This is a genomic window from Streptomyces nitrosporeus, assembly GCF_008704555.1.
Classification (GTDB): domain Bacteria; phylum Actinomycetota; class Actinomycetes; order Streptomycetales; family Streptomycetaceae; genus Streptomyces; species Streptomyces nitrosporeus.
The window spans coordinates 4,819,802-4,842,127 of the sequence record NZ_CP023702.1; the positions used below are offsets into that span (position 1 = coordinate 4,819,802).

The window sequence follows — 22,326 nt, forward strand, 5'->3', positions numbered from 1 at the left end:
GTGTGCCGGGTGCCGTGTGCCGTGTGCCGGGTGGATTCCGGTTCCGGCGCCGGTTCCGCCGGCGATCGCGGGCCGACGGCATGCATGTCCGGCGGCAATACGCCATAAGGTCCCGCCCCCCGTTCCGCGGCGACAGCGGCGGCGGCCCGGAGCCACCCCGTCGGACATCCGGGTCCGGCCGGAACCACCTCCCCGCCCGTTCCCGGTGCGGCATGCTGGGCATGCAGCGAAACCGAGACGTCCGACGGGGGGATGCATGCACCTGGTCATGACAGTGCGCGCCGGGGACGGGGGAGACGAAGCGAACGGTGCCGCCGAGCTGCTCCGGTGGCTGCGGAACGAGCCCCGGCTGAAGAGCCGCGTCGGCCGCCTGGACCGGGACGGGGCCCCGGCCGGCGCGATGGGCCCCGTCGTCGATGCCGTCGTGGCGGTCCTGGAGCCGGGAGGGGTGGCCGCGGTGTTCGCGGGGGCGCTGGTCGCCTGGGTGCAGACCCGTCGGGGCAGTTGGACCGTTACCGTGCGCCGCCCCGACGGGACCGAGATCTCCCTCTCCTCCAGCCGCGCCCGTGCGCTCGGCCCCGAGGAGGCCGCGGCCCTCGCCGAGCAGCTGATACGCCCGCCGGGGGACGCGGAGGACACCGGGCCCCGGGCGGAGGACACCGGATCCCAGGCCCCCGGACATGACGGGTGACCTGAGCAGACCCGGCGCCCGTGCCGTGCTCTTCGGTACCGGTACTCACGTCCAAGGGTCGGAACTGGCCGGTCTGCCCTCCGTCGACACCACGCTGGACGACCTCCGGGACGCTCTGGTCGGGGTCTGCGGAATGACGCCCGGCCAGGTCACCCGGGTGCCTCCGGAAGCCGGCGCCGCCGAGGTGATCGCGGCGGTGGAGGACGCGGTGACCGCCGACGGGCCCGTGCTGCTCTACTACGTGGGGCACGGTCTGCTCGGCCCGCGCGACACCCTGTACCTCGCCACGAGGGGTACCCGGTCCGACCGGAACATCGCCGAGGCCGTCGACCACCGCACCCTGTGCGACCTGCTGGGCGAGCCGGAGCACGGCAGTCTGGTCGTGCTGGACTGCTGTTTCTCCGGGACCGGCACCGTGGCGGAGACGGACGGCGGGGTCCGGAGGGCCTTTTCCACCGCCCGGCCCCGGGGCAGCTTCCTGCTCACCTCCTCCTCGTACCTCGAACTGTCCTTTGCTCCCGAGGGCGAGCGGAACACCCTGTTCAGCGGCCGGCTGCTGCGTCTGCTCACCTCCGGGGACCCGGCCGGGCAGCCCTGGCTGACCCCCGACCGGCTGCACATCGCGCTGGACCGGGAGTTCGCGGACGATACGCGCGTCAACCCGGCCCGGCAGAGCCAGGGCAGGCTGGGTTCACTGCACCTGGCCCGTAACCACGCCTACGGCACGGGTGGCTTCCAGGACGCCACCCGTGCCGAACCGCCCGCCGACGTGCCCTGCCCCTATCCCGGCCTGGAGCCCTATCGCACCGAGGACAGCGCCCACTTCTTCGGCCGCGAGCAACTCGCCGCCAGGCTGATCGAACTGGTGGAGCGGGCGGACCCGGACAGCGGGGTCATCGTGGCCGTGGGGGCCTCCGGCACAGGCAAGTCGTCCCTGCTGCGCGCCGGACTGCTCGCGGGCCTGGCCGCCGACTCCCCCGCCCGCCCCGCCCTGCTGATCCCCGCCCCCGGCGCCCACCCGATGCGTACGCTCGCCGGGGCATGGGCACGGACGACCGGCCGGGGTGTGGACGAGGTACGGGACGCACTCGCGCACGGCCACTTTCCCGAGCCGCTGCCCGGCCGGACGGCCTGCCGTCTGCTGGTGGTCGACCAGCTGGAGGAGATGTTCACCCGGTGCGAGGACCCCGCCGAGCGCGCCGAGTTCATCGCCGTGCTGGCCGGGGACGGGCCGGGGCCGCGCGTCGTGGCCGGTCTGCGGGCCGACCACTACGGCAGCTGTTTGGAGTACCCCGCGCTTGAACGGGCATTGGAAAAAGCCCAGTTGACCGTTCCGCCGCTGCGCGCACGGGAGCTGCGTGCCGCCGTGGAGGGGCCGGCCCGTGCGGTGGGTCTGATCCTGGAGGCCGGGCTGACGGACCGGCTGCTGCACGATCTGCGGGCGGGCCGGTCCGCCGCGGACACGGCGGCGATGCCGTTCCTGGCACATGTGCTGCGGGAGTTGTGGCTGCGCCGCAGCGGGGTCCGGCTCACCCTCGCCGGTTACGAGGCCACCCGTGGCATCTGGCGTTCGGTGGCCACCACCACCAAGGAACTGCACCGGTCGCTGGACAAGAACGGCCGCCGGATGATGAAGGAGTTGCTGCTGCGTCTGGTGTACCTCCCGCCGGACGGAGGCGCCGCCGTCGTACGCCACCGGGTCCCGCTGGCCGTGCTGCCGGAGGGGTCGGAGGAGATCCAGGACCTGCTCGCGACCAAGCGGCTGCTGACCGTCGACCAGGACACCGCGCAGATCGCCCACGAAGCGCTTCTGAGGGCCTGGCCCCGGCTGCGCCGGTGGATCGAGGAGGACACGGCCGCCCTGCTGCTGCGCCAGCGGCTCGGCACGGCCGCCGAGGAATGGGAGGTGGCAGGCCGTGACCCGGCGTTCCTCTATCGGGACAGTCGTCTCCGGGAGGCGCTGGCCTTGGCCGAGGAGTCCGTACTGCCGGGGCGTGAAAGGGAGTTCCTGGCGGTCTCGGAGGAAGCGGCCGAGCGGGAGCTGTACCGTGAACAGCGGCGGACGAAGCTGTTGCAACGGGCCCTGGCAGCCGTGGCTGTGGCTCTCTGCCTGGCTCTGGTCGCCGCCTTCGCCGCCGTACGGCAGCAGCACAATGCCGAGGCCCAGCAGCACAACGCCGAGGCCCAACAGCGGGTGGCCACGGCCCGCGCGCTGCTGGCGGAGGCCGGGAACCTGAGCCAGAGCGATCCCCGGACCTCCCTGCGGCTGGGCCTGGCCGCACACGCGCTCCAGCCCAGCGCCGACTCCCGGCACCGGTTGTTCGACACACTGGCCCGCAACCCGTTCCGGGGCGCCTTCGAACTGCCGGCGCGGACCATGGACGGGACGATCGGTTTCAGCGCCGACGGACGCACCCTGGCCGCCAAGGAGACGGACCCGGCACGACTGTCGCTGTGGGACACCGGCCGTGCCCCCGTCCCGGGCGCCCCGTTGGCACGGTTGGACTGTGCGGCGCCGAAGGAGGGCGGCAGCGGCGTGGCCTTCGGCGGGACCGGCGGCCGGCTGGTCGCCTCGGCCTGCGGGACCGATGAACTGAAACTGTGGGACACCGGAGGTCTCCGCGAAGACGTCGTGCCGCGGGAGGTGGCGACGGTGCGCGTGGACGGGCTGTCCGGTGTGCCGGAGTCGGTGGCACTGAGCCCGGACGGCACGCTGCTGGCGGTGGCGGGCTGGAAGAAGTACGTCAGCGCGGGAGTGCTGGTGCTGTGGAGTCTCGCCGACGCGAAGCGACCACGGGTTCTGGCCGTGGTGAAGGCGTCCGACGAGGAACCGGTGGAGACGGACCAGGTGCTGTTCAGTCCGGATGGCCGTCTCCTCGTCACCGCGGGTGGTGGCGGGTCGGCGCTCTGGGACGTCACCTCCCGGGGCCGGCCCCGCTTCCTGGCCGAGGTGGGGGAAGCGGGCGATGTGGTGGCGTTCAGCCCGGACGGCGAACTGCTGGCCGGGGCCGACGACCGTGAAGTCGCCCTGATCGACATCTCCTCACCCCGGCACCCGAAGGAACTGGGCACGAGGACGGGGCACACGGCCCGGGTCGCGGCCCTCGTCTTCTCCCCGGACGGCCGCCGTCTGGCCTCGGGAGGATGGGACGAGACCGTCGTGCTGTGGGATGTCGGCAGGCCGGAGGACCTCGTGGAGCAGTACAGGCTGACCGGGCACCAGTCCTTTCTGGCGGCCGTCGCGTTCGCCTCCGACGGCCGTTCGCTGGTCTCGTTCTCCGACAGCGCCCAGGAGGTCATCCGCTGGGACCTGGCCGACCTCCAGCAGCTCGACCTCCTGGGGCCGGTCTCGCAGGCTGATGAACTCGCCCTGACCCAGGACGGCACGACGCTCGCGGCGTCCTGGGGCGGGAGGATCGCCCTGTGGGACCTCTCCGACCCGGCGAAACCCCGCAGACTCTCCCTCGTGGAGCCTCCGCAGGACGAGCAGGGCGCGGGAACGGGTATCGCGGACGTCGCTCTCAGTGGTGACGGCACCCTGCTCGCCGCTGTGGACTACGACGCACGCGTCACTCTGTGGAGCGTCACCGACCGTGCCCGTCCGCGTGTCGTGGCCACCCTCCACGGGGAGGACGGAGGACTGGGGCCCTCCCTCGCCTTCGCCCCCGGCGCGTCGCTGCTCGCCCTGAACGACGTGCGGAAGATCCACGTCTGGGACGTCACCGATCCGCTACGGCCGGCAGTGGTGGCTACCCGCTCCGACGCCCCGATACGGGACATCGCGTTCAGCCCGGACGGCCGTTACATCCTCGTCCCGGGACGCGAGGTCGGGCTGTGGGACTTCAAGGCCGGGAAAACACGCGCCTTGTCGGTGGGGCACCGGTATCCGGGTTCGGTGGCCGCCTTCGCCCCCGGAGGGGACGCGGTGGCCGCCGTCGACAGCATCGTCCTCACCGGCCAGGACGGAATGCCCGTGCACCTGTGGGAAGCGCGTCCTGGTCACGGTCCTCGCAAGCTGGGCGAAGTCACCCTGACCGATCCGCAGCTCCCCACCATGCGCCATCTGGCCTTCCACCCGGACGGTGCCCTGCTCGCGGGTGCGGCCGATGACGGGTCCGTACGCCTGTGGAGCGTCGCCGACCGGGAGAACCCCTATCTGGCCTACTCCTTCGGCGGGCACTGGAAGGCCGTGAACGACGTCGTGCTGGGCGGGCCGCGTGGACGGACCATGGTCACGTCCAGCAACGGCACCGGCATTGTCTGGGATCTCGGCGACTATCCGCAGATCGCGGCCGACACCGTCAGGATGGCCTGCCGGGTCGCGGGCGGCGGACTGACCCGTGACGAGTGGAAGCGCCGGGTCCCGGACGCCGGTTACCGGGGGACGTGCCCGCGCCGATGAGCGACTGCGGGCCGGGCCCCACGGAGGTGGTCCGTGGGGCCCGGCCCGTGGGGGCGCGGGGCGCCGGGTCAGGCGGTGCCGCGGGCGTCGGCCTTCACGCTGTCGGTGAAGGCGGTCCACTGGGTGGCGGTGAAGAAGAGGCGGGGGCCGTGCTGGTTCTTGCTGTCGCGGACCGCTCGGCCGCCGTCGGAGAGCGGGGCCACTTCCACGCAGGCGTCCTGCTGGCCGCTCGCGGTGGACTTGACGAAAGGCCCGACGACGGTGGAGGTGCTCATGTCTGGTTCCTCTGATCTTGTTCGCGGCGCATCAGGGTCATGATGTCGGTGACGCGCCTCAGTGAATCGGCCGGGCTCAAGGCGCTGGCCCGGAGGTTGTCGAAAGCGTCCGAGAACGCCTTGAGTTGACCGGGCCGGTCCATGAACAGGGTCCCGGTCAGGTTGGCCACACAGGCGATGCTGGGGTCGGTGGGGAAGTCGAAGAGCCAGAACGAACTCTGGACCCCCGCGTGGGCGCCCGCCTCGAACGGCAGGACCTGGAGCGTGATGCTGCTGCGTTCGGCCAGCCGGGTCAGGTGGTGCAACTGGTCGAGCATCACCGCATGGCCGCCGACCACCTGCCGCAACGCGCCCTCGGTGACGATGACCCAGATCTTCGGCGGCTGTTCGCCGTCCAGGATGGACTGACGTTCCATCCGCACCTTGATCAGCGAGTCCACATGGCCGGGCGGCAGCACCGCCGGGCCCGCCGTGATGATGTGGCGGGTGTACTCGGGGGTCTGCATCAGACCGGGCACGATCATGCCCTCGAAGGTGCGGATGCCGGTCGCCGTGCCCTCCAGGGCGATGAAGTCGCGGTACTCACGCGGCAGCGCGTCCTCGTAGGCGATCCACCAGCCACGGGACCTGGCGTCCTTCGCCGCTTCGAGGAAGGCGGCTATCTGCTGTTCGTCGGTGACCTCGTACAGCGCCAGGAGAGCCTTCAGGTCGGTGCGGGAGACGCGGACGTCCCCACTCTCTATGCGGCTCATCTTGGACTGTGAGAAGCCGAGTTCGGAACCGACCGCCTCTGCCGTCATGTCGGACCTGCGGCGCAGTTGCCGCAGGTCGGAACCGAGGCGGCGGCTCCTGATCGTCTGGCCCATCACGCTCCTCGAATATGTCGGGGCTCAGTGTGCCCGGCGGCCGGGCGCGAACGCCAACACATGTTCGTGCATATATGCGAAAGGGGTAGTTGCGAAATGGGAGTATGCGGCACTACTGTGACGCCCTCGGTCACGCAACGTGCTCTCAGTGTGGCGAAGCGTGGCAATGCCCGTGGTGAGAGGTGGAATTCGCCACCTTTCGCCACCCGCCGAGAGGTGAACTCCGGTGCTCAACGAAGAGCAGACCTTTGTCTTCCCGGCTGTCGAGAGCTGTGTGGCGGAGGCTAGAAAACGTGTACGGAGGGTGGTGCGCGGGTGGGGGTTTACCGAGGAGTTCTCGGACACCGCCGAACTGCTCGCCAGCGAACTCGTCACCAACGCCGTGCTGCACGCCTCGGGCGGTGACTCCTGCCGGGTCGTCTGCGCCCTCGTGGGAGACCTGCTCACGGTCAGCGTCATCGACCATGGCAGCGGCATGCCGGTGCTGCGCCAGGAGCGCACGGCCGGGACCGCGACGGGCGGGCGCGGACTGCTGCTGGTGGAGAGCCTCGCCTGTGACTGGGGTGTACGCCCCGTCCTGCGCGGCAAGGCGACGTACTTCGTGCTGTCGGGGAGCCGGGAGGCGGCCGGCGTACCCCGGGCCGCGGGGGAGGCCGGGGTGCGGGAGGGCGTGGGCGGCGGCACGGGGGACGGTTCCCGGAGCGGGTGCGCCCCGGGGGAGGTCCGGGCCGGGCGGCTGCTTCCCGCTGCCCGGCCCGGCCGGCCCGGGCAGCGGTGCTCGTCCTTGAGGGGCTGAAGTCCTCCGAATCCCGGCGCTTCGTCAGCTGAAGACGACCGAGCGCACCTTCAGCCGTTCCGAGGCCCCGCCGGTGTGGGGACGGAGGGCGAAGGAGTCCCCCTCGCAGTCGGCATCGGCGAAGACCGTCGCCCAGGCGTCCGTGCGGTTCTTCGGTGAGTGACCGGGCAGGGGGTTGTCCGGGCCGACGCCGGGGAGGTTGACGCACTCGCCGCTGGGCGGGCTGTTGAGGAAGCCGGTCGCCTCGTACCCCTCGACGGTCACGTAGTCGTAGCGGAACTGTCCTGTGGCGGCCGAGGCGGAAGCCGGAACGGCCGCGAGGAGCAGGACGGCGCCGAGGACGGCGGGGACGGCGGAGCGGAGACGCATGGGCGGGTCTTTCTCTCGGCGGAACAGGTGGAACGGGCGGAGCAGGTGGAACGAGCGGAACGGGTGGAACGGGCGGAACCTTGCGTGGCCCTTTCTGCCCGGTGAACGGGCCCGCGTCCACGCGGTACCCGTACCGCACCCGCGCTTCACCCGTACGGGCAGTGAAGAAACGAATCCGCGTCCGCCGTCCGGCGCAACGGACCCGTGACGCGGCTCCCCGTCCGGAGCGAGGGACCCGTGACGCGGCTCCCCGTCCGGAGCGAGGGGCTCGTGACGCGGCTCCCCGCGCGGAGCGACGGACCCGTGACGCGGCTCCTCACCGGTGGCAGGCTCAGGTGCGGACGGGGCCCGCGTTCCGTGCCGCCCGGCGTCGTGCCGTCGCCCAGGCCGCCGTGACCGTCAGGGCCAGGGCCGCCGCGCCCAGCGGGGCGGCATAGCCGGTGACCGTGCCCGCGTGCTCCACCAGCCAGCCGCCCGCCGCCGATCCGGCGGCTATGCCGCCGAGCAGGGCGGTGACGGCGAGGGTCATGCCCTCGTTGAGCTGGGACGCGGGCGTGAGCCGCTGGACCAGGGTCATGCCGGTGACCATGGTGGGGGCGGTGGCCGCGCCCGCCAGGAGGAGGGCGCAGGCCAGGACCGGCAGGGCCTCGGCCGTGGTGGCGGCGAGCAGGGGCAGCGCCATCAGCGCGGTCATGCCGGCCAGGCAGAGCAGCAGTCTGCGGTGGACGTTCCCGGCGGGGCGCAGCGAACCGTAGACCAGGCCGGCCACACAGGAACCGGCGGCCTGGAGCGCCAGGATCGCGCCCCCCGCGTGGGCGATCGAGACGACCTCCATGGAGCCGAAGACCGCGCCCGTCGCGAGGAAGACGGTGAGCAGTGCGGGCATGCCCGGGGTGCGCAGGGGGGAGGCGGCGCGGGTGCGGGGCGCGACGGGGGGCTCGGTGGACCGCTGGGCGGCGAAGAGCAGTACGCCGGTCATCAGCAGGACGGCCCCGGTCAGGGTCCCGGCCTCCGGGAAGAGCGCCCCGCACAGGACGGCGGCGAGGACCGGGCCGAGCATGAAGCAGAGTTCGTCCGCCGCCTGTTCGAAGGAGTTCGCGGTGTGCAGGGCCGCCGGGTCGCCCTGGTGCAGATGGGCCCAGCGGGCGCGGGACATACCGCCGGTGTTCGGGGTGGTGGCGGTGGCGGCGTAGGCGACGAAGAGCGTCCACAGGGGGGCGTCCAGGCGTACGCACAGCACCAGGGCCAGGGAGCCGAGCACGGCGAGCGCGGTCGCGGGTACGGCGATCCGCGCCTGACCGTGGCGGTCGACCAGCCGGGCCGTCCAGGGGGCCACCACGGCGGTCGTCGCGAGACCGGTCGCGGTGACCGCCCCGGCCAGGGCGTACGAGTCGTACGCGCCCGCGATCATGATGACGGCGCTGACGCTGAACATGCCCATGGGCAGCCGGGCGAGCAGATTGCCCGCCGTGAAGGCGCGTGCCCCGGGGGTGGACAGCAGCCGGAGGTAGGGATTGCGGGCCGTCGTCTTCGGGGGCGCCGTCTCCAGGCGGACGGTCTCCGGAGCCGGTTCCTCAGGGGGGCGGGCGGTGCCGGTCCCCCGGGCGGTGCCGGTCTCCGGGGCGGTGGTGGTTTCGTGGGACACGGGACAAGCCTCACGGCGGGCCGGGAGCACCGTCCAACACCTGATCAGCGCTTATTCACGCAGCTGTGTTGTAAATTCGCCGGGTGGCCGCTCCCGACATCGATCCCAGACTGCTGCGCTCCTTCGTGGCCGTGGCCGAGGACCTGCACTTCACCAGGGCCGCCGCACGGCTCTACGTCGCCCAGCAGGCGCTGAGCCGGGACATCCGCCGGCTGGAGCGGGAGCTGGGCGGCGCGCTCTTCGCCCGTACCACCCGGCAGGTCGCGCTCACCCCCGAGGGGGAGCGGCTCCTGCCGTACGCCCGGCGGGTGCTCGACGCGCACGCGGCCCTCACCGCCGCTTTCGCCGACCCCGCCGCGCGGCCGTTGCTCGTCGACCTCAACACCGACGGGATGACCGCCGCGCGGGTCCTCGCCAGGGCCCGGGAACTCGCCCCCGAGTGCGAGCTGATGGCCCGTTTCGAGAGCGGACTGACCTGGGCCGCGGGCGAGATGCTGGCCGGACGGCTCGATGTGTCCTTCGGCCGGGCCGGGGGACTGGACCCGGAGGTGCTCGCCAGACTCTCCGTACAGCCGGTGCGGTACGAGCCGATGGCCGTGCTGCTGCCGGCTGATCACCCCCTGGCCGCGCGTGAGGTCGTCGCCATGAGTGATCTCTCCGGAGAAACCGTCTATGCCGGGGCGGGCAATGCGCGCACCCGGGAGTGGACCGATCTCGCGGAACGGCTCTTCGCCCGGTGGGACGTCGTGCTGGCGCCACCCGCTCCGCTCGCCGTCGGGGTGGCTGAATTTCAGCGAGTCATGGCCAAGACCGGAAACCCCGTGCTGGCCGTCGTGGACTTCCCTCCGCTGCCCGGAACGGTGCTGCGGCCCTTGGTGCGCCCGGTTCCGCTGTCCCCGCTGCTGATGGTCTGGTGTACCGGAACGAACCATCCCGGTTTGACCGCCTTGCGTACGGCAGTGACGGAACTCGCTGCAACAGAGGGGTGGATGGTATATCCACCTGATTCTTGGCTCCCCGACACGGATGTGTCACTCATGCGTCACGGTTCCTGTGAGAACTGCTGAGAACAGCTGACAGGCGGGGCTGCGGGGCCTTCGCGTGCGCTACATTCAGGGCTCCGGGTGCGTTGCGGCAGACGGCTGTGGGCAGGGGGCGGGGGCCCGATTCATGGCGTAAATCCAGCCATTCCCGCGCGCCTGTTTCCTTGAGTGGGGAAAGAGCAGACAGCTGTGGAGAATTGGCGCGAAGAAACTCGAACCGGACACACCTGTGAGCCGGTCGACGCCACGATCCGGCTCGGCGGACTGGGCCGGCAACTCGCCGATCTGCAGGCACAGGCCACCCCGCCGGACGCCTCGGACAACCCTGTCTTCGTCGACGAGAGCGGCCGCCGCGGCAAGACCTACCGGCGGCTGGGCTGGTTCCTCGCCGCGGTCTGCGCGGTCTACGCGGTGACGCTCGTGGTGGCCGTGCTCGGCGGGAACTCCAGCGCGCCCTGGCTGCCGATATCCGAGCAAGGGCAAGGACAGGAGCAAGGGCAAGGACAGGAGCAGGAGCGGACCGGCGGGGGCGTGACCTCCTCCGACTCGGACCCCGACTCCGGCTCAGGCTCCGACCTCGGCTCCGACCCCGACTCCGGCTCAGGCTCCCGCTCCTCCGCCGGGACCGGCCAGGAGCCCGGCGCCTCCGGAGCCACCACCGGCACGTCCGGGGCGGCCGAGCCCGGGACCGCCGGTCCCGCCACGGCCCCCACCGGGGCCGCCGGCGGCCCCGTGTCCGGGCTCTCCCAGCAGAACGCGGGCTTCCCGGCGTCGAGGACCCCCCTCTCCGCCGGTGACACGGCCGCCGGCGGTTCCGCATCGGATTCCCCCGCCACCGGGTCCGACGCGGACGTCCCCCCTTCCTCCGCGACGGACACCGGGGACCCCGGCGTGGCACGTCCCGCCCCGGCCCCGGTCTCCCCGGAACCCATGGTGCAACCAGACGAAGGCGCTCAGTAGATGACAACCCCCGCCCCGCGGGGCAGGCACAACCCCAGGAAGAAGAAGCGGACCGCACCCCGGCGCCTGCCGATGCGTTATCTGCTCCCCTCGGTCCTCCTCGTGGCCCTGCTCGCCATGCTGATGCTGCGTGGCTACGTACACAGCGAAATCCTCGCGGACCACCGCGTCCAGCCCCCGGCCCCCACCACCCAGGTGCCCGAGGAGATACTCGGCGGCGGGCCGGTCATCGACGCCCGCCGGGCCCAGGAGGCCCCCAAGACGCTCCGTATACCCGACCACAGGATCGTCCTGACCTTCGACGACGGACCGGACCCCGTCTGGACCCCGAAGGTCCTGGACAAGCTGAAGGAATACGACGCGCACGGCGTCTTCTTCGTCACCGGCACCATGGCCTCGCGCTACCCGGACCTGGTCGAGCGGATGGTCGACGAGGGGCACGAGGTCGGGCTGCACACCTTCAACCACCCGGACCTCTCCTACCAGTCCGCCCGCCGCATCGACTGGGAACTCTCCCAGAACCAGCTGGTGCTGGCCGGTGCGGCCGGGATCCGGACCTCTCTGTTCCGGCCGCCGTACTCCTCCTTCTCCGACGCCATGGACAACAAGTCCTGGCCCGTCACCCAGTACATAGGCGGCCGCGGCTACCTCACGGTCGTCAACGACACCGACAGCGAGGACTGGAAGCGCCCCGGCGTCCGCGCGATCATCGACCGGGCCACGCCGGAGCACGGCGAGGGCGCCATCATCCTGATGCACGACTCCGGCGGTGACCGCTCCCAGACGGTGGCCGCCCTGGACCTGTTCCTGCCGAAGATGCAGGAACGCGGCTACGGCTTCACCAACCTGACGGCGGCCCTCGGCGCGCCCAGCGCCCACACCCAGGTCACCGGGTTCGACCTCTGGAAGGGCAAGGCGTTCGTCTTCGCCGTCGGTATATCCGAGCACGTCACCGGTGTCCTGGTGGTCGGTCTCGCGGTCATCGGCGTCCTGGTCTTCACCCGCTTCGGGCTGATGCTGCTGCTCTCCTTCCTGCACGCCCGGCGGGTCCGCCGCAAGGGCTTCCGGTGGGGAGAGCCCTACACCCGGCCCGTGTCGGTCCTCGTGCCCGCCTACAACGAGCGCAAGTGCATCGAGTCGACCGTGCGTTCCCTGGTGGCCAGCGACTACCCGATCGAGGTCATCGTCATCGACGACGGTTCGTCGGACGGCACCGCCGACGTGGTCGAGGCCATGCGGATACCCAACGTCAGGGTGGTCCGCCAGCGCAACGCCGGAAAACCCGCCGCGCTCAACAACGGCATCCGCAACGCCCGCTACGACGTCGTCGTGATGATGGACGGCGACACCGTCTTCGAACCGACCACCGTCCGCGAACTCGTGCAGCCCTTCGGGGACAGCCGGGTCGGGGCGGTCGCGGGCAACGCCAAGGTCGGCAACCGTGATTCGCTGATCGGCGCCTGGCAGCACATCGAGTACGTGATGGGCTTCAACCTCGACCGCAGGATGTACGACGTCCTGGGCTGCATGCCCACCATCCCCGGCGCGGTCGGCGCCTTCCGGCGGAACGCGCTGGACCGGATCGGCGGTATGAGCGAGGACACCCTCGCCGAGGACACCGACGTCACCATGGCCCTGCACCGGGACGGCTGGCGCGTGGTCTACGCCGAGAACGCCCGCGCCTGGACCGAGGCCCCGGAGTCCGTGCAACAGCTGTGGTCGCAGCGCTACCGCTGGTCCTACGGCACCATGCAGGCCATCTGGAAGCACCGCGGATCCGTCGTCGAACGAGGTGCGTCGGGACGCTTCGGGCGCGTCGGACTGCCCTTCGTCTCCCTGTTCATGGTGGTCGCCCCGCTGCTGGCCCCGCTGATCGACGTCTTCCTGCTGTACGGGCTGGTCTTCGGCCCGACCGGCAAGACCGTCTCGGCGTGGTTCGGTGTGCTGGCCGTCCAGGGCGTGTGCGCCGCGTACGCGTTCCGGCTGGACCGCGAGCGGATGTCGTATCTGATCTCCCTGCCGCTCCAGCAGGTTCTCTACCGGCAGTTGATGTACGTGGTGCTGCTCCAGTCCTGGATCACCGCGCTCACCGGCGGCCGGCTGCGCTGGCAGAAGCTCCGCCGCACCGGAGTGGTGGACACGCCCGGAGGAGCCCAGGCCCCCCGGCGCAAGGAAGCGGTGACGCACCGGAGGCCGGCCGCATGACCCACCCGAACGACAGCGTGAACCCGAACCCGGACCCGAATCCGGATCTGGACCCGTATCCGTACCGCGGCCGGAATCCGGACCCCGGCCGGGCCGGGAGCGGCGGGCCCGGGGGCCACGGCCCCCACGGCGGTGGTCAGGACGTCCCCACCACGCGGCTCGCCGTCCTGCCGCCGGGAGCCCGACGGCTGCGCAAGCCCCAGGCGCCCCAGACGCCCCGGGCCACCCAGGTGGCCCAGGGCGCTCCGGAGGAGGCTCCCGAGCCCTCCGCCACCGGTACGGGCAAACCCGGCCGGGACCGCTACCTCGACCTCCTGCGGGCCGTCGCCCTGGTCCGCGTCGTCTTCTTCCACCTCTTCGGGTGGGCCTGGCTGACCGTCGTCTTCCCGTCCATGGGCGTGATGTTCGCCCTGGCCGGTTCGCTGATGGCCCGGTCGCTGTCCCGCCCCGCGGGCAGTGTGATCCGCGGCCGGCTGCGCAGGCTGCTCCCGCCCATGTGGCTCTTCTCGCTCGTCGTCCTGCCGATGATGTTCGCGCTGAGCTGGAAGCCCGTACGGGAGGAAGGACTGTGGTGGTTCGCCAAGCTGGCCTTCTACGTCTTCCCCGTCGGCTCCCCGCCGTACCCGGAGGAGAGCGGCTCCCCCGGCGGTCTGCTGGAACTGAGCTGGGCCGACCAGGGGGTGGGGCCGCTCTGGTACATCCGGGCCTACCTCTGGTTCGTCATCGCCTCGCCGCTGCTCCTGCGGGCGTTCCGCAGGCTGCCCTGGGCGACCCTGCTCGCCCCGGTCGCGCTGACAGCCGTGATCGGTACGGGCCTGGTGGACGTGCCCGGTGTGTTCGGCGAGGCGCTGACCGACTTCGCGGTCTTCGGGGCCTGCTGGATCCTCGGATTCGCCCACAACGACGGTCTGCTGAAGGAGGTGCCGCGCTACCTGGCGGTCTCCACCGCCGCGATCGTCATGGGCTTCGGCCTGTGGTGGGCGTCCGGCCACCTCACCGAGGAGGGCTGGAACCTGGACGAGATCCCGCTGGCACAGGCCACCTGGTCGCTCGGCTTCTGCGCGATCCTGCTCGTGTACGCGCCGTCCTGGCGGACGCTGCCCGGGAAGTTCGCCGGCTGGGACAGCCTGGTCACCCTGGCGAACAACCGGGCCGTGACGATCTACCTCTGGCACAACCTCCTGCTGATGGCGGCCGGCCGGATCGTCGAGATGAGCTGGGACATCCCGTGGTTCGGCGACACCTTCGACACCTACATCGAGAAGTCGTACGACGCGCTGATCCTCATCCTGATCTGGCCCCTGCTCGGGCTGGCGATCCTGGCGTTCGGCTGGGTCGAGGACGTCGCCGCCAAGCGCCGCCCGCGGCTGTGGCCCAACGGCTCCGGGAAGCCGGCCGGCCGGCGCCGCACGGCCGGCTGACCCTCCGGGGAGCCCGGCGGGCCCGTGCCCACGGTCCGGGCCCGGTCCGCCGCGTCCCCGCCCCGGTCCGCCGCGTCCCCGCCCGGGGGCGGGGCGGACCGGGACGGCTCACCGCGCCCCCCGGGGCCGAGTGAGAGCAAGGTTGCGCTCCGGTCACCTCGCGGCACCCCGTGCCGAAACGCGTGCTCCCTAGCGTCGTTCCCAGGACAACCCGACCCTGTGGAGGCGCGTGATGGCCGGTCGTTGGATCGAGCAGTGGGAACCGGAGGACGAGAAGTTCTGGCGTGGGACGGGCGAGAAGACCGCCCGGCGCAACCTGTGGTTCTCCGTCCTCTCCGAGCACGTCGGCTTCTCCATCTGGTCCCTGTGGTCCGTGATGGTCCTCTTCATGGGCCCCGAGTACGGCATCGACCCGGCCGGCAAGTTCTTCCTGATCTCCACCGCCACCCTGGTCGGGGCGGTCGTCCGGGTGCCCTACACCTTCGCCGTCGCCCTCTTCGGCGGCCGCAACTGGACGGTCTTCAGCGCGCTTTCGCTCCTCGTGCCGACGGGCTTCGCCTTCGCGGTGATGGAGCCCGGGACCTCGTACACCACCTTCGTGGCCGTCGCCGCCCTCACCGGTATCGGCGGGGGGAACTTCGCCTCGTCGATGACGAACATCAACGCCTTCTTCCCGCTCCGGAAGAAGGGCTGGGCCCTCGGCCTCAACGCGGGCGGCGGCAACATCGGCGTACCGGTGATCCAGCTCGTCGGACTGCTGGTGATCGGTACGGCGGGCGCCGCCCACCCCCGGATCATCCTCGGCGTGTACCTGCCCTTCATCGTGGTCGCGGCCGTGTGCGCCTGGTTCCGCATGGACAACCTCAGGCCCGTGCAGAACGACACCGGGGCCGCCCTGCAGGCCGTGCGCGAACGGCACACCTGGATCATGGCGGTGCTCTACATCGGCACCTTCGGGTCGTTCATCGGCTACAGCTTCGCCTTCGGACTCGTCCTGCAGACGCAGTTCGGCCGGACCCCGCTCCAGGCCGCCTCGCTCACCTTCATCGGCCCGCTGCTCGGTTCCCTGATCCGGCCCGTGGGCGGCTGGCTTGCCGACCGGTACGGCGGTGCGCGGATCACCCTGTGGAACTTCGCGGGGATGGCCGCGGCGACCGGAGTCGTCGTCTACGCCGCCGGGACCGAGTCGCTGGCCGTCTTCCTCGTCGGCTTCATCGCGCTGTTCGTGCTGTCGGGGCTGGGCAACGGCTCGACGTTCAAGATGATCCCGGGCATCTTCCACGCCCAGGGCATCGCGAAGGGCCTGCGGGGCGAGGAGGCCGCGGCGTACGGCCGGCGGCTGTCCGGCGCCTCCATGGGGCTCATCGGGGCGGTCGGCGCCCTGGGCGGGCTCGCCATCAACCTCGCCTTCCGCCAGTCCTTCCAGACCTCGGGTTCCGGCACGGCGGCCTTCTGGTCCTTCCTGGTCTTCTACGCCGTCTGTTTCGCGCTCACCTGGTCGGTATACCTTCGGCGGCCCGCGGCGGTCTCCGCGAAACCTCAGCTCAGCTACGCCGAGGTGTGAGACTGGCCGCGGGGCGTCGGACGACGTAACGGGCGGGAAATACAGGTGAACCGAGACTGTCACGCAGGGTTGGCAGTCTCGGTCCCCGCATCATTGAGCTGGGGCGTGCCGTGCGTCGCAGGGCCGGGCGGGCGGGCGCACCCAGCGGGACGAGAGCCGGGTATCCACACATGCACGACGACGACGCACAGCAGGGGCCGCTCGCCGGTTTCACGGTCGGGGTCACCGCTGCCCGCCGCGCGGAGGAGCTGGGAACCCTCCTCACGCGCCGGGGCGCGGCGGTCCTGCACGCACCCGCGCTGCGGATCGTGCCCCTCGCGGACGACAGCGAACTCCTCGCCGCCACCAAGGAACTGATCGACGACGTCCCCGACGTCGTGATTGCCACCACCGCCATCGGGTTCCGCGGCTGGGTCGAGGCGGCGGACGGCTGGGGCATCGGCGACCGGCTGCTGGAGGTCCTGGGCCGCGTCGAACTCCTCGCCCGCGGCCCCAAGGTCAAGGGGGCCATCAGGGCCGCGGGGCTCACCGAGTCGTGGTCGCCCGCGTCGGAGTCGATGGCCGAGGTCCTGGACCGGCTGCTGGGCGAAGGCGTCGACGGGCGGCGGATCGCCCTCCAGCTGCACGGGGACCCGCTGCCCGGCTTCGTCGAGTCGCTGCGCGCGGCGGGGGCCGAGGTCGTGGGGGTGCCCGTCTACCGGTGGATGCCTCCCGAGGACATCACCCCGCTGGACCGGATGCTGGACGCCACCGTCTCCCGCGGGCTGGACGCGCTGACCTTCACCAGCGCCCCGGCCGCCGCCTCCTACCTGGAGCGCGCCGAGACCCGCGGCATCCTGCCCGAGGTGCTGGACGCGCTGGGCCACGACGTCCTGGTGGCCTGTGTCGGCCCGGTCACCGCGCTGCCGCTCCAGGCCCGGGACGTCGACACCGTCCAGCCGGAACGTTTCCGGCTCGGCCCGCTCGTCCAGCTGCTCTGCGCCCAGCTGCCCGCTCGTGCCCGTACGCTGCCGGTCGCCGGGCACACGGTCGAGATCCGGGGCCACGCCGTGCTGGTCGACGGGGCGCTCCGCCCGGTCCCGCCCGCCGGGATGGCCCTGCTGCACGCGCTCGCCCTCCGGCCCGGCTGGGTGGTCTCCCGTGCCGACCTGCTGCGGGCACTGCCCGGCAGCGGCACCGACGAGCACGCCGTGGAGACGGCGATGGCCCGGCTGCGCAGCGCGCTCGGGGTGCCGAGACTCATCCAGACCGTCGTCAAGCGGGGTTACCGCCTCGCCCTGGACCCCCTGGCGGACAGCAAGTACGCGGACGCCTGAGCTGCGGGGGAGGGTCGCATGCTGTGGTTACTGTGCGGGGATGACTGAGAACGTTCATGAGTTGACCGCCGGTGTCTGTCTGCGTCCGGCGGTGATCAGTGACGCGGAGTCCTTCGCCGTCGCCCTGACCCGCAGCCGGACGTACATGAAGCGCTGGGAACCCGGGCGGCCCGAGGCGTACTACACGGCCGAGGGCCAGCACCGCAGGCTCACCGGTCTGCTGGCGGACCACGAGGCGGGCCGGGCGATGCCGTGGGTGCTGGCCGACGAGGAGGACCGGGTCGTGGGCGCGGTGAACCTCGGCCCGATCGAGCGCGGGCCGTTCCGCAACGCCCGGCTCGGCTACTGGGTGGACGTGGACCGGGCCGGCCGGGGCCTGGCCACCGCGGCCGTCCGCCGGGTCTGCGAGGACGCCCGGGACCGCCTGGGCCTGCACCGCGTCGAGGCGGGCACGGTGGTCGACAATGCCGCCTCGCAGCGGGTGCTGGCCAAGGCCGGCTTCGAAACCATCGGCACGGCCCCCCGCTACCTCCACATCGCCGGAACCTGGGCCGACCACCGGCTGTTCCAGCGCATCCTGCACGACGGGCCGCCGGAGCGCTGACGCGTCACCGGTCCGAGGCGCCCGGGGACGCGTGCCGGACGTGCCGGTGGCCGGGCGCCGGACGGGGCGGGGCGACGATTTCCGCCAGTGGGTAGCCGCACCGCTCGGCCACCCGGCAGGACCCCTCGTTCCCGGCCCGGTGGAACAGCTCCAGCCGCCGCAGCCCCGCAGAACCGGCGAACTCTGCGAACGCCCAGCCGGTCAGCGCTTCCAGAGCCCGTGACGCCACCCCCCGGCCGCGGGCGGCCGCCGTCGTCCAGTAGCCGACCTCGGCGCTCCCCGTGCCCGGGACCAGTCCCTTCAGGACGACATGGCCGACGAGAGCGCCGTCCGCCGCCGGGTCCGTCACGGCGAAGCCGAAACGCCCGCCGCTCTCCCAGCCCTCCCGCTGGACCAGCAGCCAGCGCTCCGCCTCGCCGGCGTCCCGGACCACCGTGGCCAGCCGGTGCCGCATCACGGGGTCCTCATGGGCGGCGAGCAGGGCAGGGGCGTCGTCCGGCCGCCAGGGGCGCAGCAGCAGAGGCCCCGCGCTCAGCGCCAGGCTGTCGGTGTTCACGGCTCCACGGTACGGATCCGGCCGGAAGGCCCGGAGGGCAGGCGCCCGGAGCGGCGGAGGCGAGTGTCCCGAGGGGGTGCGGCACGAGGGGTTCCGGGGCGGGCCGGGGGCGGGCACTCTGGAGTGACCCCACGGAGCGCCCGAGGCGCTCCGGCTTCCACCACCCGACCCCCAAGGCGGTGACAGGCTCATGGCAGCGGGCACCGGTGCGCGAGGCCGGCGGTTCGAGCCCGGCCGGCTCTGCCTGGACCTGCTGGCGACCGCGCCCGGCCCCCTCGGCGAGGGCGAACAGCTCGACGGCCCGGCCCGCCTGGCCCACTGGCTGTACTCCTCGGGTGCCGTGCCCCCGGGCACCGCGCTGGCGGAGCTGGACGACACCTGGCCGGGCCGGTTCAGGCGGCTGCGCGACGGCCTGGACCGGCTGATCACGGCGGAACTGGCCGGTGAGGCCGCTCCCGCCGCCCTGGAGGAGGTCAACGCGCGGGCCGCGGCTCCGGCCCCGGGAGTCGGAGCCGTGCACCGGGGCGGCACCCTCGTACGGGTGCTGAGCACCGATCCGGGCTGCGGCGCGCTGCTGGCCGCCGTCGCCCGGGACGCGGTGGAACTGCTCACGGACCCGGTGGCCCGCGCCCGGCTGCGCCGGTGCGAGGGCGACGCCTGCGGCCGGCTCTATCTGGACACCTCGCGCGGGCGCCGCAGACGCTGGTGCTCCAGCGCGGTCTGCGGCAACCGGGAGCGGGTCGCCCGGCACCGGCGCCGGGCGAAGGCCGCCCCTGACCCGCCCCCCTGACCCGCCTCTCGGCCCGCCCCGTGACCAGCGCCCCGGTCCGCCCCGTGCCCAGCGCCCCGGTCCGCCGTCCGGCGGACCGCTCCCAAGGGGCCCGGCGGACACCCGCCGGATCGACGCGTAACCGCAACCCGGCACCCCGGGGGCGCAGGTGCGCTCCGGGCACCGCGTCGCGTACGGTTGACGGCTGCCCAGTGCACGTCAGAAAGGGGCCCCGGTGGCCGCGCAGGATGCCGCTGTCGATTCGTTGCGGGACCGGGAGACCGGAATCGAGCAAGAACATCTGGACCGGGTCTACCGCCGCCTGGAGGAGAAGATCGACGAGGCGGAATTCCTCATGCGGGACGCCGGGAAACGCGGCCAGGTCGGCACGCCCGGGGCGCTCGCCGAGCGGGACGCCCAGGTCTTCCGCGCGGGGATCCACCTCAACCGGCTGAACAACGAGTTCGAGGACTTCCTCTTCGGCCGCATCGACCTGCTGCCCGGCAAGGACGGGGAGCGCGGCCCGGACGGCGCCTACACCTCCGTGGAGCCCGCCGACGACGCCGTACGCGAGGACAACACCGCCGACATCGCCGAGACGCTGCACATCGGCCGCATAGGAGTCCTGGACTCCGACTACGCGCCGCTGGTCATCGACTGGCGCGCCCCGGCCGCCGCGCCGTTCTACCGCTCGACGCCGAAGGCCCCGGGACGGGTCGTACGCCGCCGGGTCATCCGCTCCAAGGGGCGCCGGGTCCTCGGGGTCGAGGACGACCTGATGCGCCCGGAGCTGACCGCCTTCCTGGACGGCGGGGAACTGCCCGTCATCGGTGACGGCGCCCTGATGGCCGCCCTGGGCCAGGCCCGCAGCCACACCATGCGGGACATCGTCTCCTCCATCCAGGCCGAGCAGGACCTGGTGATCCGCGCCCCCGCCGCCTCCGTCACCGAGGTCTCCGGCGGCCCCGGGACCGGCAAGACCGCGGTGGCGCTGCACCGGGCCGCGTACCTGCTCTACCAGGACCGGCGCCGCTACTCGGGCGGCATCCTCGTCGTCTCGCCCACCCCCCTGCTGGTCGCCTACACCGAGGGCGTACTGCCCTCCCTCGGCGAGGAGGGGCAGGTCGCGATCCGCGCGGTCGGCTCGCTCTCCGACGAGGCGGCGGGCGTCGAGGGCGCGACCACCTACGACGAACCCGCCGTGGCCCGGATCAAGGGCTCCTCCCGGATGCTCCACGTGCTGCGCAAGGCCGCCCGCGGCGCCCTGGAGCAGCCCGCGCCCCGCCGCGCCGCCACGGAGGAGGACGGCCAGCTGTCCTTCGGCGACGAGGAGGCCCCGCGGCCGCCGCGGGGCACCCCCGACCGGCTGCGGGTGGTGGCCTTCGGCGCCCGGATCGAGCTGGAGGCCGACGAACTCAAGCGCATCCGCCACAACGTCCTCGGCGGCAGCGCCCCCGTCAACCTGCTGCGCCCGCGCGCCCGCAAACTGCTCCTGGACGCCCTGTGGAACAAGTCGTCGGGCAAGGGCCGCTACACCGACCCCGAACTGATCGCCGAACTGCGCTCCTCCTTCGACGAGGACGTCTCGACCGAGACGCCCTTCCTCACCTTCCTCGACGCCTGGTGGCCGGAGCTCACCCCCCGTCAGGTGCTGGCCGCGATGGCCGACGAGCGCAGGCTCGGCCGGTGGGCGCGCCGGATCCTCAACCCGGGCGAGGTGCGCAGGCTGGCCCGGTCGCTGAAGCGGCTGGACGCGGACGGCAGGGGGCCGCTCTCCGTCCACGACGTGGCTCTTCTGGACGAGCTGCACACCCTGCTGGGCACTCCGCACCGTCCGAAAAGGAAGCGCGAGATGGACCCGCTGGACCAGCTCACCGGGCTCCAGGAGCTGATGCCGCAGCGCGAGGAGACCCAGTGGGAGCGTGCCGAGCGGCTGGCGGCGGAACGCACCGAGTACGCCCACGTCATCGTCGACGAGGCACAGGACCTGACACCCATGCAGTGGCGCATGGTCGGCCGCCGGGGCCGGCACGCCACCTGGACGATCGTCGGCGACGCGGCACAGTCGTCCTGGTCCGACCCGGACGAGGCGGCCGCCGCGCGGGACGAGGCGCTCGGCAGCCGTCCGCGCCGCCGGTTCACCCTGACCGTCAACTACCGCAACCCGGCGGAGATCGCCGAACTCGCCGCGAAGGTGCTCGCGCTGGCGATGCCCGGCATGGAGTCCCCGGCCGCGGTCCGTTCCACCGGCGTGCGCCCGCGCTTCGAGACCGTACGCGACGGCGGCCTCGCCGAGACCGTGCGCGAGGAGGCGCGCCGCCTGCTGGCCGAGGTGGACGGCACCGTCGGTGTGGTCGTGGCGATGGACCGCCGCGCGGAGGCCCGCGGCTGGCTGGCGGAGCTGGGCGAACGGGTGGTGGCGCTGGGCAGCCTGGAGGCCAAGGGCCTGGAGTACGACGCCACGGTGGTCGTCTCCCCCGCGGAGATCGCCGACGAGTCGCCGGCCGGGCTGCGGGTGCTGTACGTGGCCCTGACCCGCGCGACGCAGCAGCTGACCGTGGTCTCGGGGGAGCGTGACCTGCCGGACGAGGACGGCGTACCGGACCTGCTGAGGGACTGAGGGACTGAGGGACTGAGGGGCCGGGAGGCCGGGGGTGAGGGGCCGGGGCCCTCGCGCGGGGAGGGCCGGAGGGCCGGGCGGGGAGCGCCGGAGGAACGGTTCGGTGATCCGTCGGGCGTGAGGGAATCACTTCCGGGCGGTCTTTGTTAGCCTGGGTGTCGGCACCGGCCCGATCCAAGCCCCCGGGCCCAACCTTCGTCGCTTCGAGCGACCACTTGCCGCGA

The 22,326-nt window shown here is 72.5% G+C and carries 17 protein-coding genes; 12 read left to right on the forward strand and 5 right to left on the reverse strand.

Going from position 1 to position 22,326, the window contains the following annotated elements:
• Nucleotides 1–268 precede the first annotated feature (268 nt).
• Both CP967_RS21345 and CP967_RS21350 read left to right on the forward strand, forming a co-directional pair.
• Nucleotides 269–691, forward strand: a complete 423-nt coding sequence (locus tag CP967_RS21345) for an effector-associated constant component EACC1 (RefSeq protein ID WP_150489508.1) — start codon at nucleotides 269–271, stop codon at nucleotides 689–691.
• The gene (locus CP967_RS21350) at nucleotides 681–5,093 is read left to right on the forward strand and encodes a caspase, EACC1-associated type (protein ID WP_150489509.1); all 4,413 of its coding nucleotides are present in this window, start codon (nucleotides 681–683) and stop codon (nucleotides 5,091–5,093) included. Before CP967_RS21345 ends, CP967_RS21350 begins: the two co-directional genes overlap by 11 nt.
• Nucleotides 5,094–5,161: 68 nt before the next feature.
• On the opposite strand, the gene CP967_RS21355 is transcribed toward CP967_RS21350, so the two are convergent.
• Both CP967_RS21355 and CP967_RS21360 read right to left on the reverse strand, forming a co-directional pair.
• Nucleotides 5,162–5,368: a DUF397 domain-containing protein gene (locus CP967_RS21355; RefSeq protein ID WP_150489510.1), complete on the reverse strand. Its 207-nt coding sequence runs from the start codon at nucleotides 5,366–5,368 to the stop codon at nucleotides 5,162–5,164.
• Nucleotides 5,365–6,234 (reverse strand): helix-turn-helix domain-containing protein, encoded by an 870-nt coding sequence (locus CP967_RS21360; protein WP_150489511.1) that lies wholly within the window; start codon nucleotides 6,232–6,234, stop codon nucleotides 5,365–5,367. The genes CP967_RS21355 and CP967_RS21360 overlap by 4 nt, the downstream gene beginning before the upstream one ends.
• 226 nt (nucleotides 6,235–6,460) lie before the next feature.
• On the opposite strand from CP967_RS21360, the gene CP967_RS21365 reads away from it, so the two are divergent.
• The gene (locus CP967_RS21365) at nucleotides 6,461–7,030 is read left to right on the forward strand and encodes an ATP-binding protein (RefSeq protein WP_150489512.1); all 570 of its coding nucleotides are present in this window, start codon (nucleotides 6,461–6,463) and stop codon (nucleotides 7,028–7,030) included.
• Nucleotides 7,031–7,054: 24 nt separating this feature from the next.
• Here the strand turns inward: CP967_RS21365 and CP967_RS21370 are convergent, their stop codons facing one another.
• Nucleotides 7,055–7,399 (reverse strand): hypothetical protein, encoded by a 345-nt coding sequence (locus tag CP967_RS21370; protein WP_150489513.1) that lies wholly within the window; start codon nucleotides 7,397–7,399, stop codon nucleotides 7,055–7,057.
• Nucleotides 7,400–7,730: 331 nt separating this feature from the next.
• The gene (locus CP967_RS21375) at nucleotides 7,731–8,948 is read right to left on the reverse strand and encodes an MFS transporter (RefSeq protein ID WP_150491976.1); all 1,218 of its coding nucleotides are present in this window, start codon (nucleotides 8,946–8,948) and stop codon (nucleotides 7,731–7,733) included.
• Nucleotides 8,949–9,127: 179 nt separating this feature from the next.
• Between CP967_RS21375 and CP967_RS21385 the strand changes: the two genes are divergently transcribed.
• From CP967_RS21385 to CP967_RS21415, 7 genes are all read left to right on the forward strand, one after another.
• Nucleotides 9,128–10,111 carry a LysR family transcriptional regulator gene (locus CP967_RS21385; RefSeq protein WP_150489514.1) on the forward strand — a complete coding sequence of 328 codons (984 nt, stop codon included), beginning with the start codon at nucleotides 9,128–9,130 and terminating at the stop codon, nucleotides 10,109–10,111.
• A 165-nt stretch (nucleotides 10,112–10,276) separates the two neighbouring features.
• A complete protein-coding gene (locus tag CP967_RS34745) occupies nucleotides 10,277–11,047 on the forward strand; it encodes a hypothetical protein (protein WP_229888364.1) in 771 nt (256 codons plus the stop codon).
• On the forward strand, nucleotides 11,048–13,252 hold the full coding sequence (locus CP967_RS21395) for a bifunctional polysaccharide deacetylase/glycosyltransferase family 2 protein (RefSeq protein WP_150489515.1): 2,205 nt from the start codon (nucleotides 11,048–11,050) through the stop codon (nucleotides 13,250–13,252).
• Entirely contained in the window at nucleotides 13,249–14,673 is a 1,425-nt protein-coding gene (locus CP967_RS21400) for an acyltransferase family protein (protein WP_229888363.1), read from the forward strand. The genes CP967_RS21395 and CP967_RS21400 overlap by 4 nt, the downstream gene beginning before the upstream one ends.
• Before the next feature lie 232 nt (nucleotides 14,674–14,905).
• Nucleotides 14,906–16,237 carry a nitrate/nitrite transporter gene (locus CP967_RS21405; RefSeq protein WP_150489516.1) on the forward strand — a complete coding sequence of 444 codons (1,332 nt, stop codon included), beginning with the start codon at nucleotides 14,906–14,908 and terminating at the stop codon, nucleotides 16,235–16,237.
• A 170-nt stretch (nucleotides 16,238–16,407) separates the two neighbouring features.
• Nucleotides 16,408–17,553 (forward strand): uroporphyrinogen-III synthase, encoded by a 1,146-nt coding sequence (locus CP967_RS21410; RefSeq protein ID WP_150489517.1) that lies wholly within the window; start codon nucleotides 16,408–16,410, stop codon nucleotides 17,551–17,553.
• Between the two features lie 40 nt (nucleotides 17,554–17,593).
• The gene (locus CP967_RS21415) at nucleotides 17,594–18,157 is read left to right on the forward strand and encodes a GNAT family N-acetyltransferase (protein ID WP_150489518.1); all 564 of its coding nucleotides are present in this window, start codon (nucleotides 17,594–17,596) and stop codon (nucleotides 18,155–18,157) included.
• Nucleotides 18,158–18,161: 4 nt separating this feature from the next.
• Here the strand turns inward: CP967_RS21415 and CP967_RS21420 are convergent, their stop codons facing one another.
• Nucleotides 18,162–18,713 carry a GNAT family N-acetyltransferase gene (locus CP967_RS21420; protein ID WP_150489519.1) on the reverse strand — a complete coding sequence of 184 codons (552 nt, stop codon included), beginning with the start codon at nucleotides 18,711–18,713 and terminating at the stop codon, nucleotides 18,162–18,164.
• A 190-nt stretch (nucleotides 18,714–18,903) separates the two neighbouring features.
• On the opposite strand from CP967_RS21420, the gene CP967_RS21425 reads away from it, so the two are divergent.
• Both CP967_RS21425 and CP967_RS21430 read left to right on the forward strand, forming a co-directional pair.
• Nucleotides 18,904–19,503 (forward strand): CGNR zinc finger domain-containing protein, encoded by a 600-nt coding sequence (locus CP967_RS21425; RefSeq protein WP_150489520.1) that lies wholly within the window; start codon nucleotides 18,904–18,906, stop codon nucleotides 19,501–19,503.
• Between the two features lie 214 nt (nucleotides 19,504–19,717).
• Nucleotides 19,718–22,102 (forward strand): HelD family protein, encoded by a 2,385-nt coding sequence (locus tag CP967_RS21430; RefSeq protein ID WP_150489521.1) that lies wholly within the window; start codon nucleotides 19,718–19,720, stop codon nucleotides 22,100–22,102.
• The last annotated feature ends 224 nt before the right edge of the window (nucleotides 22,103–22,326 follow it).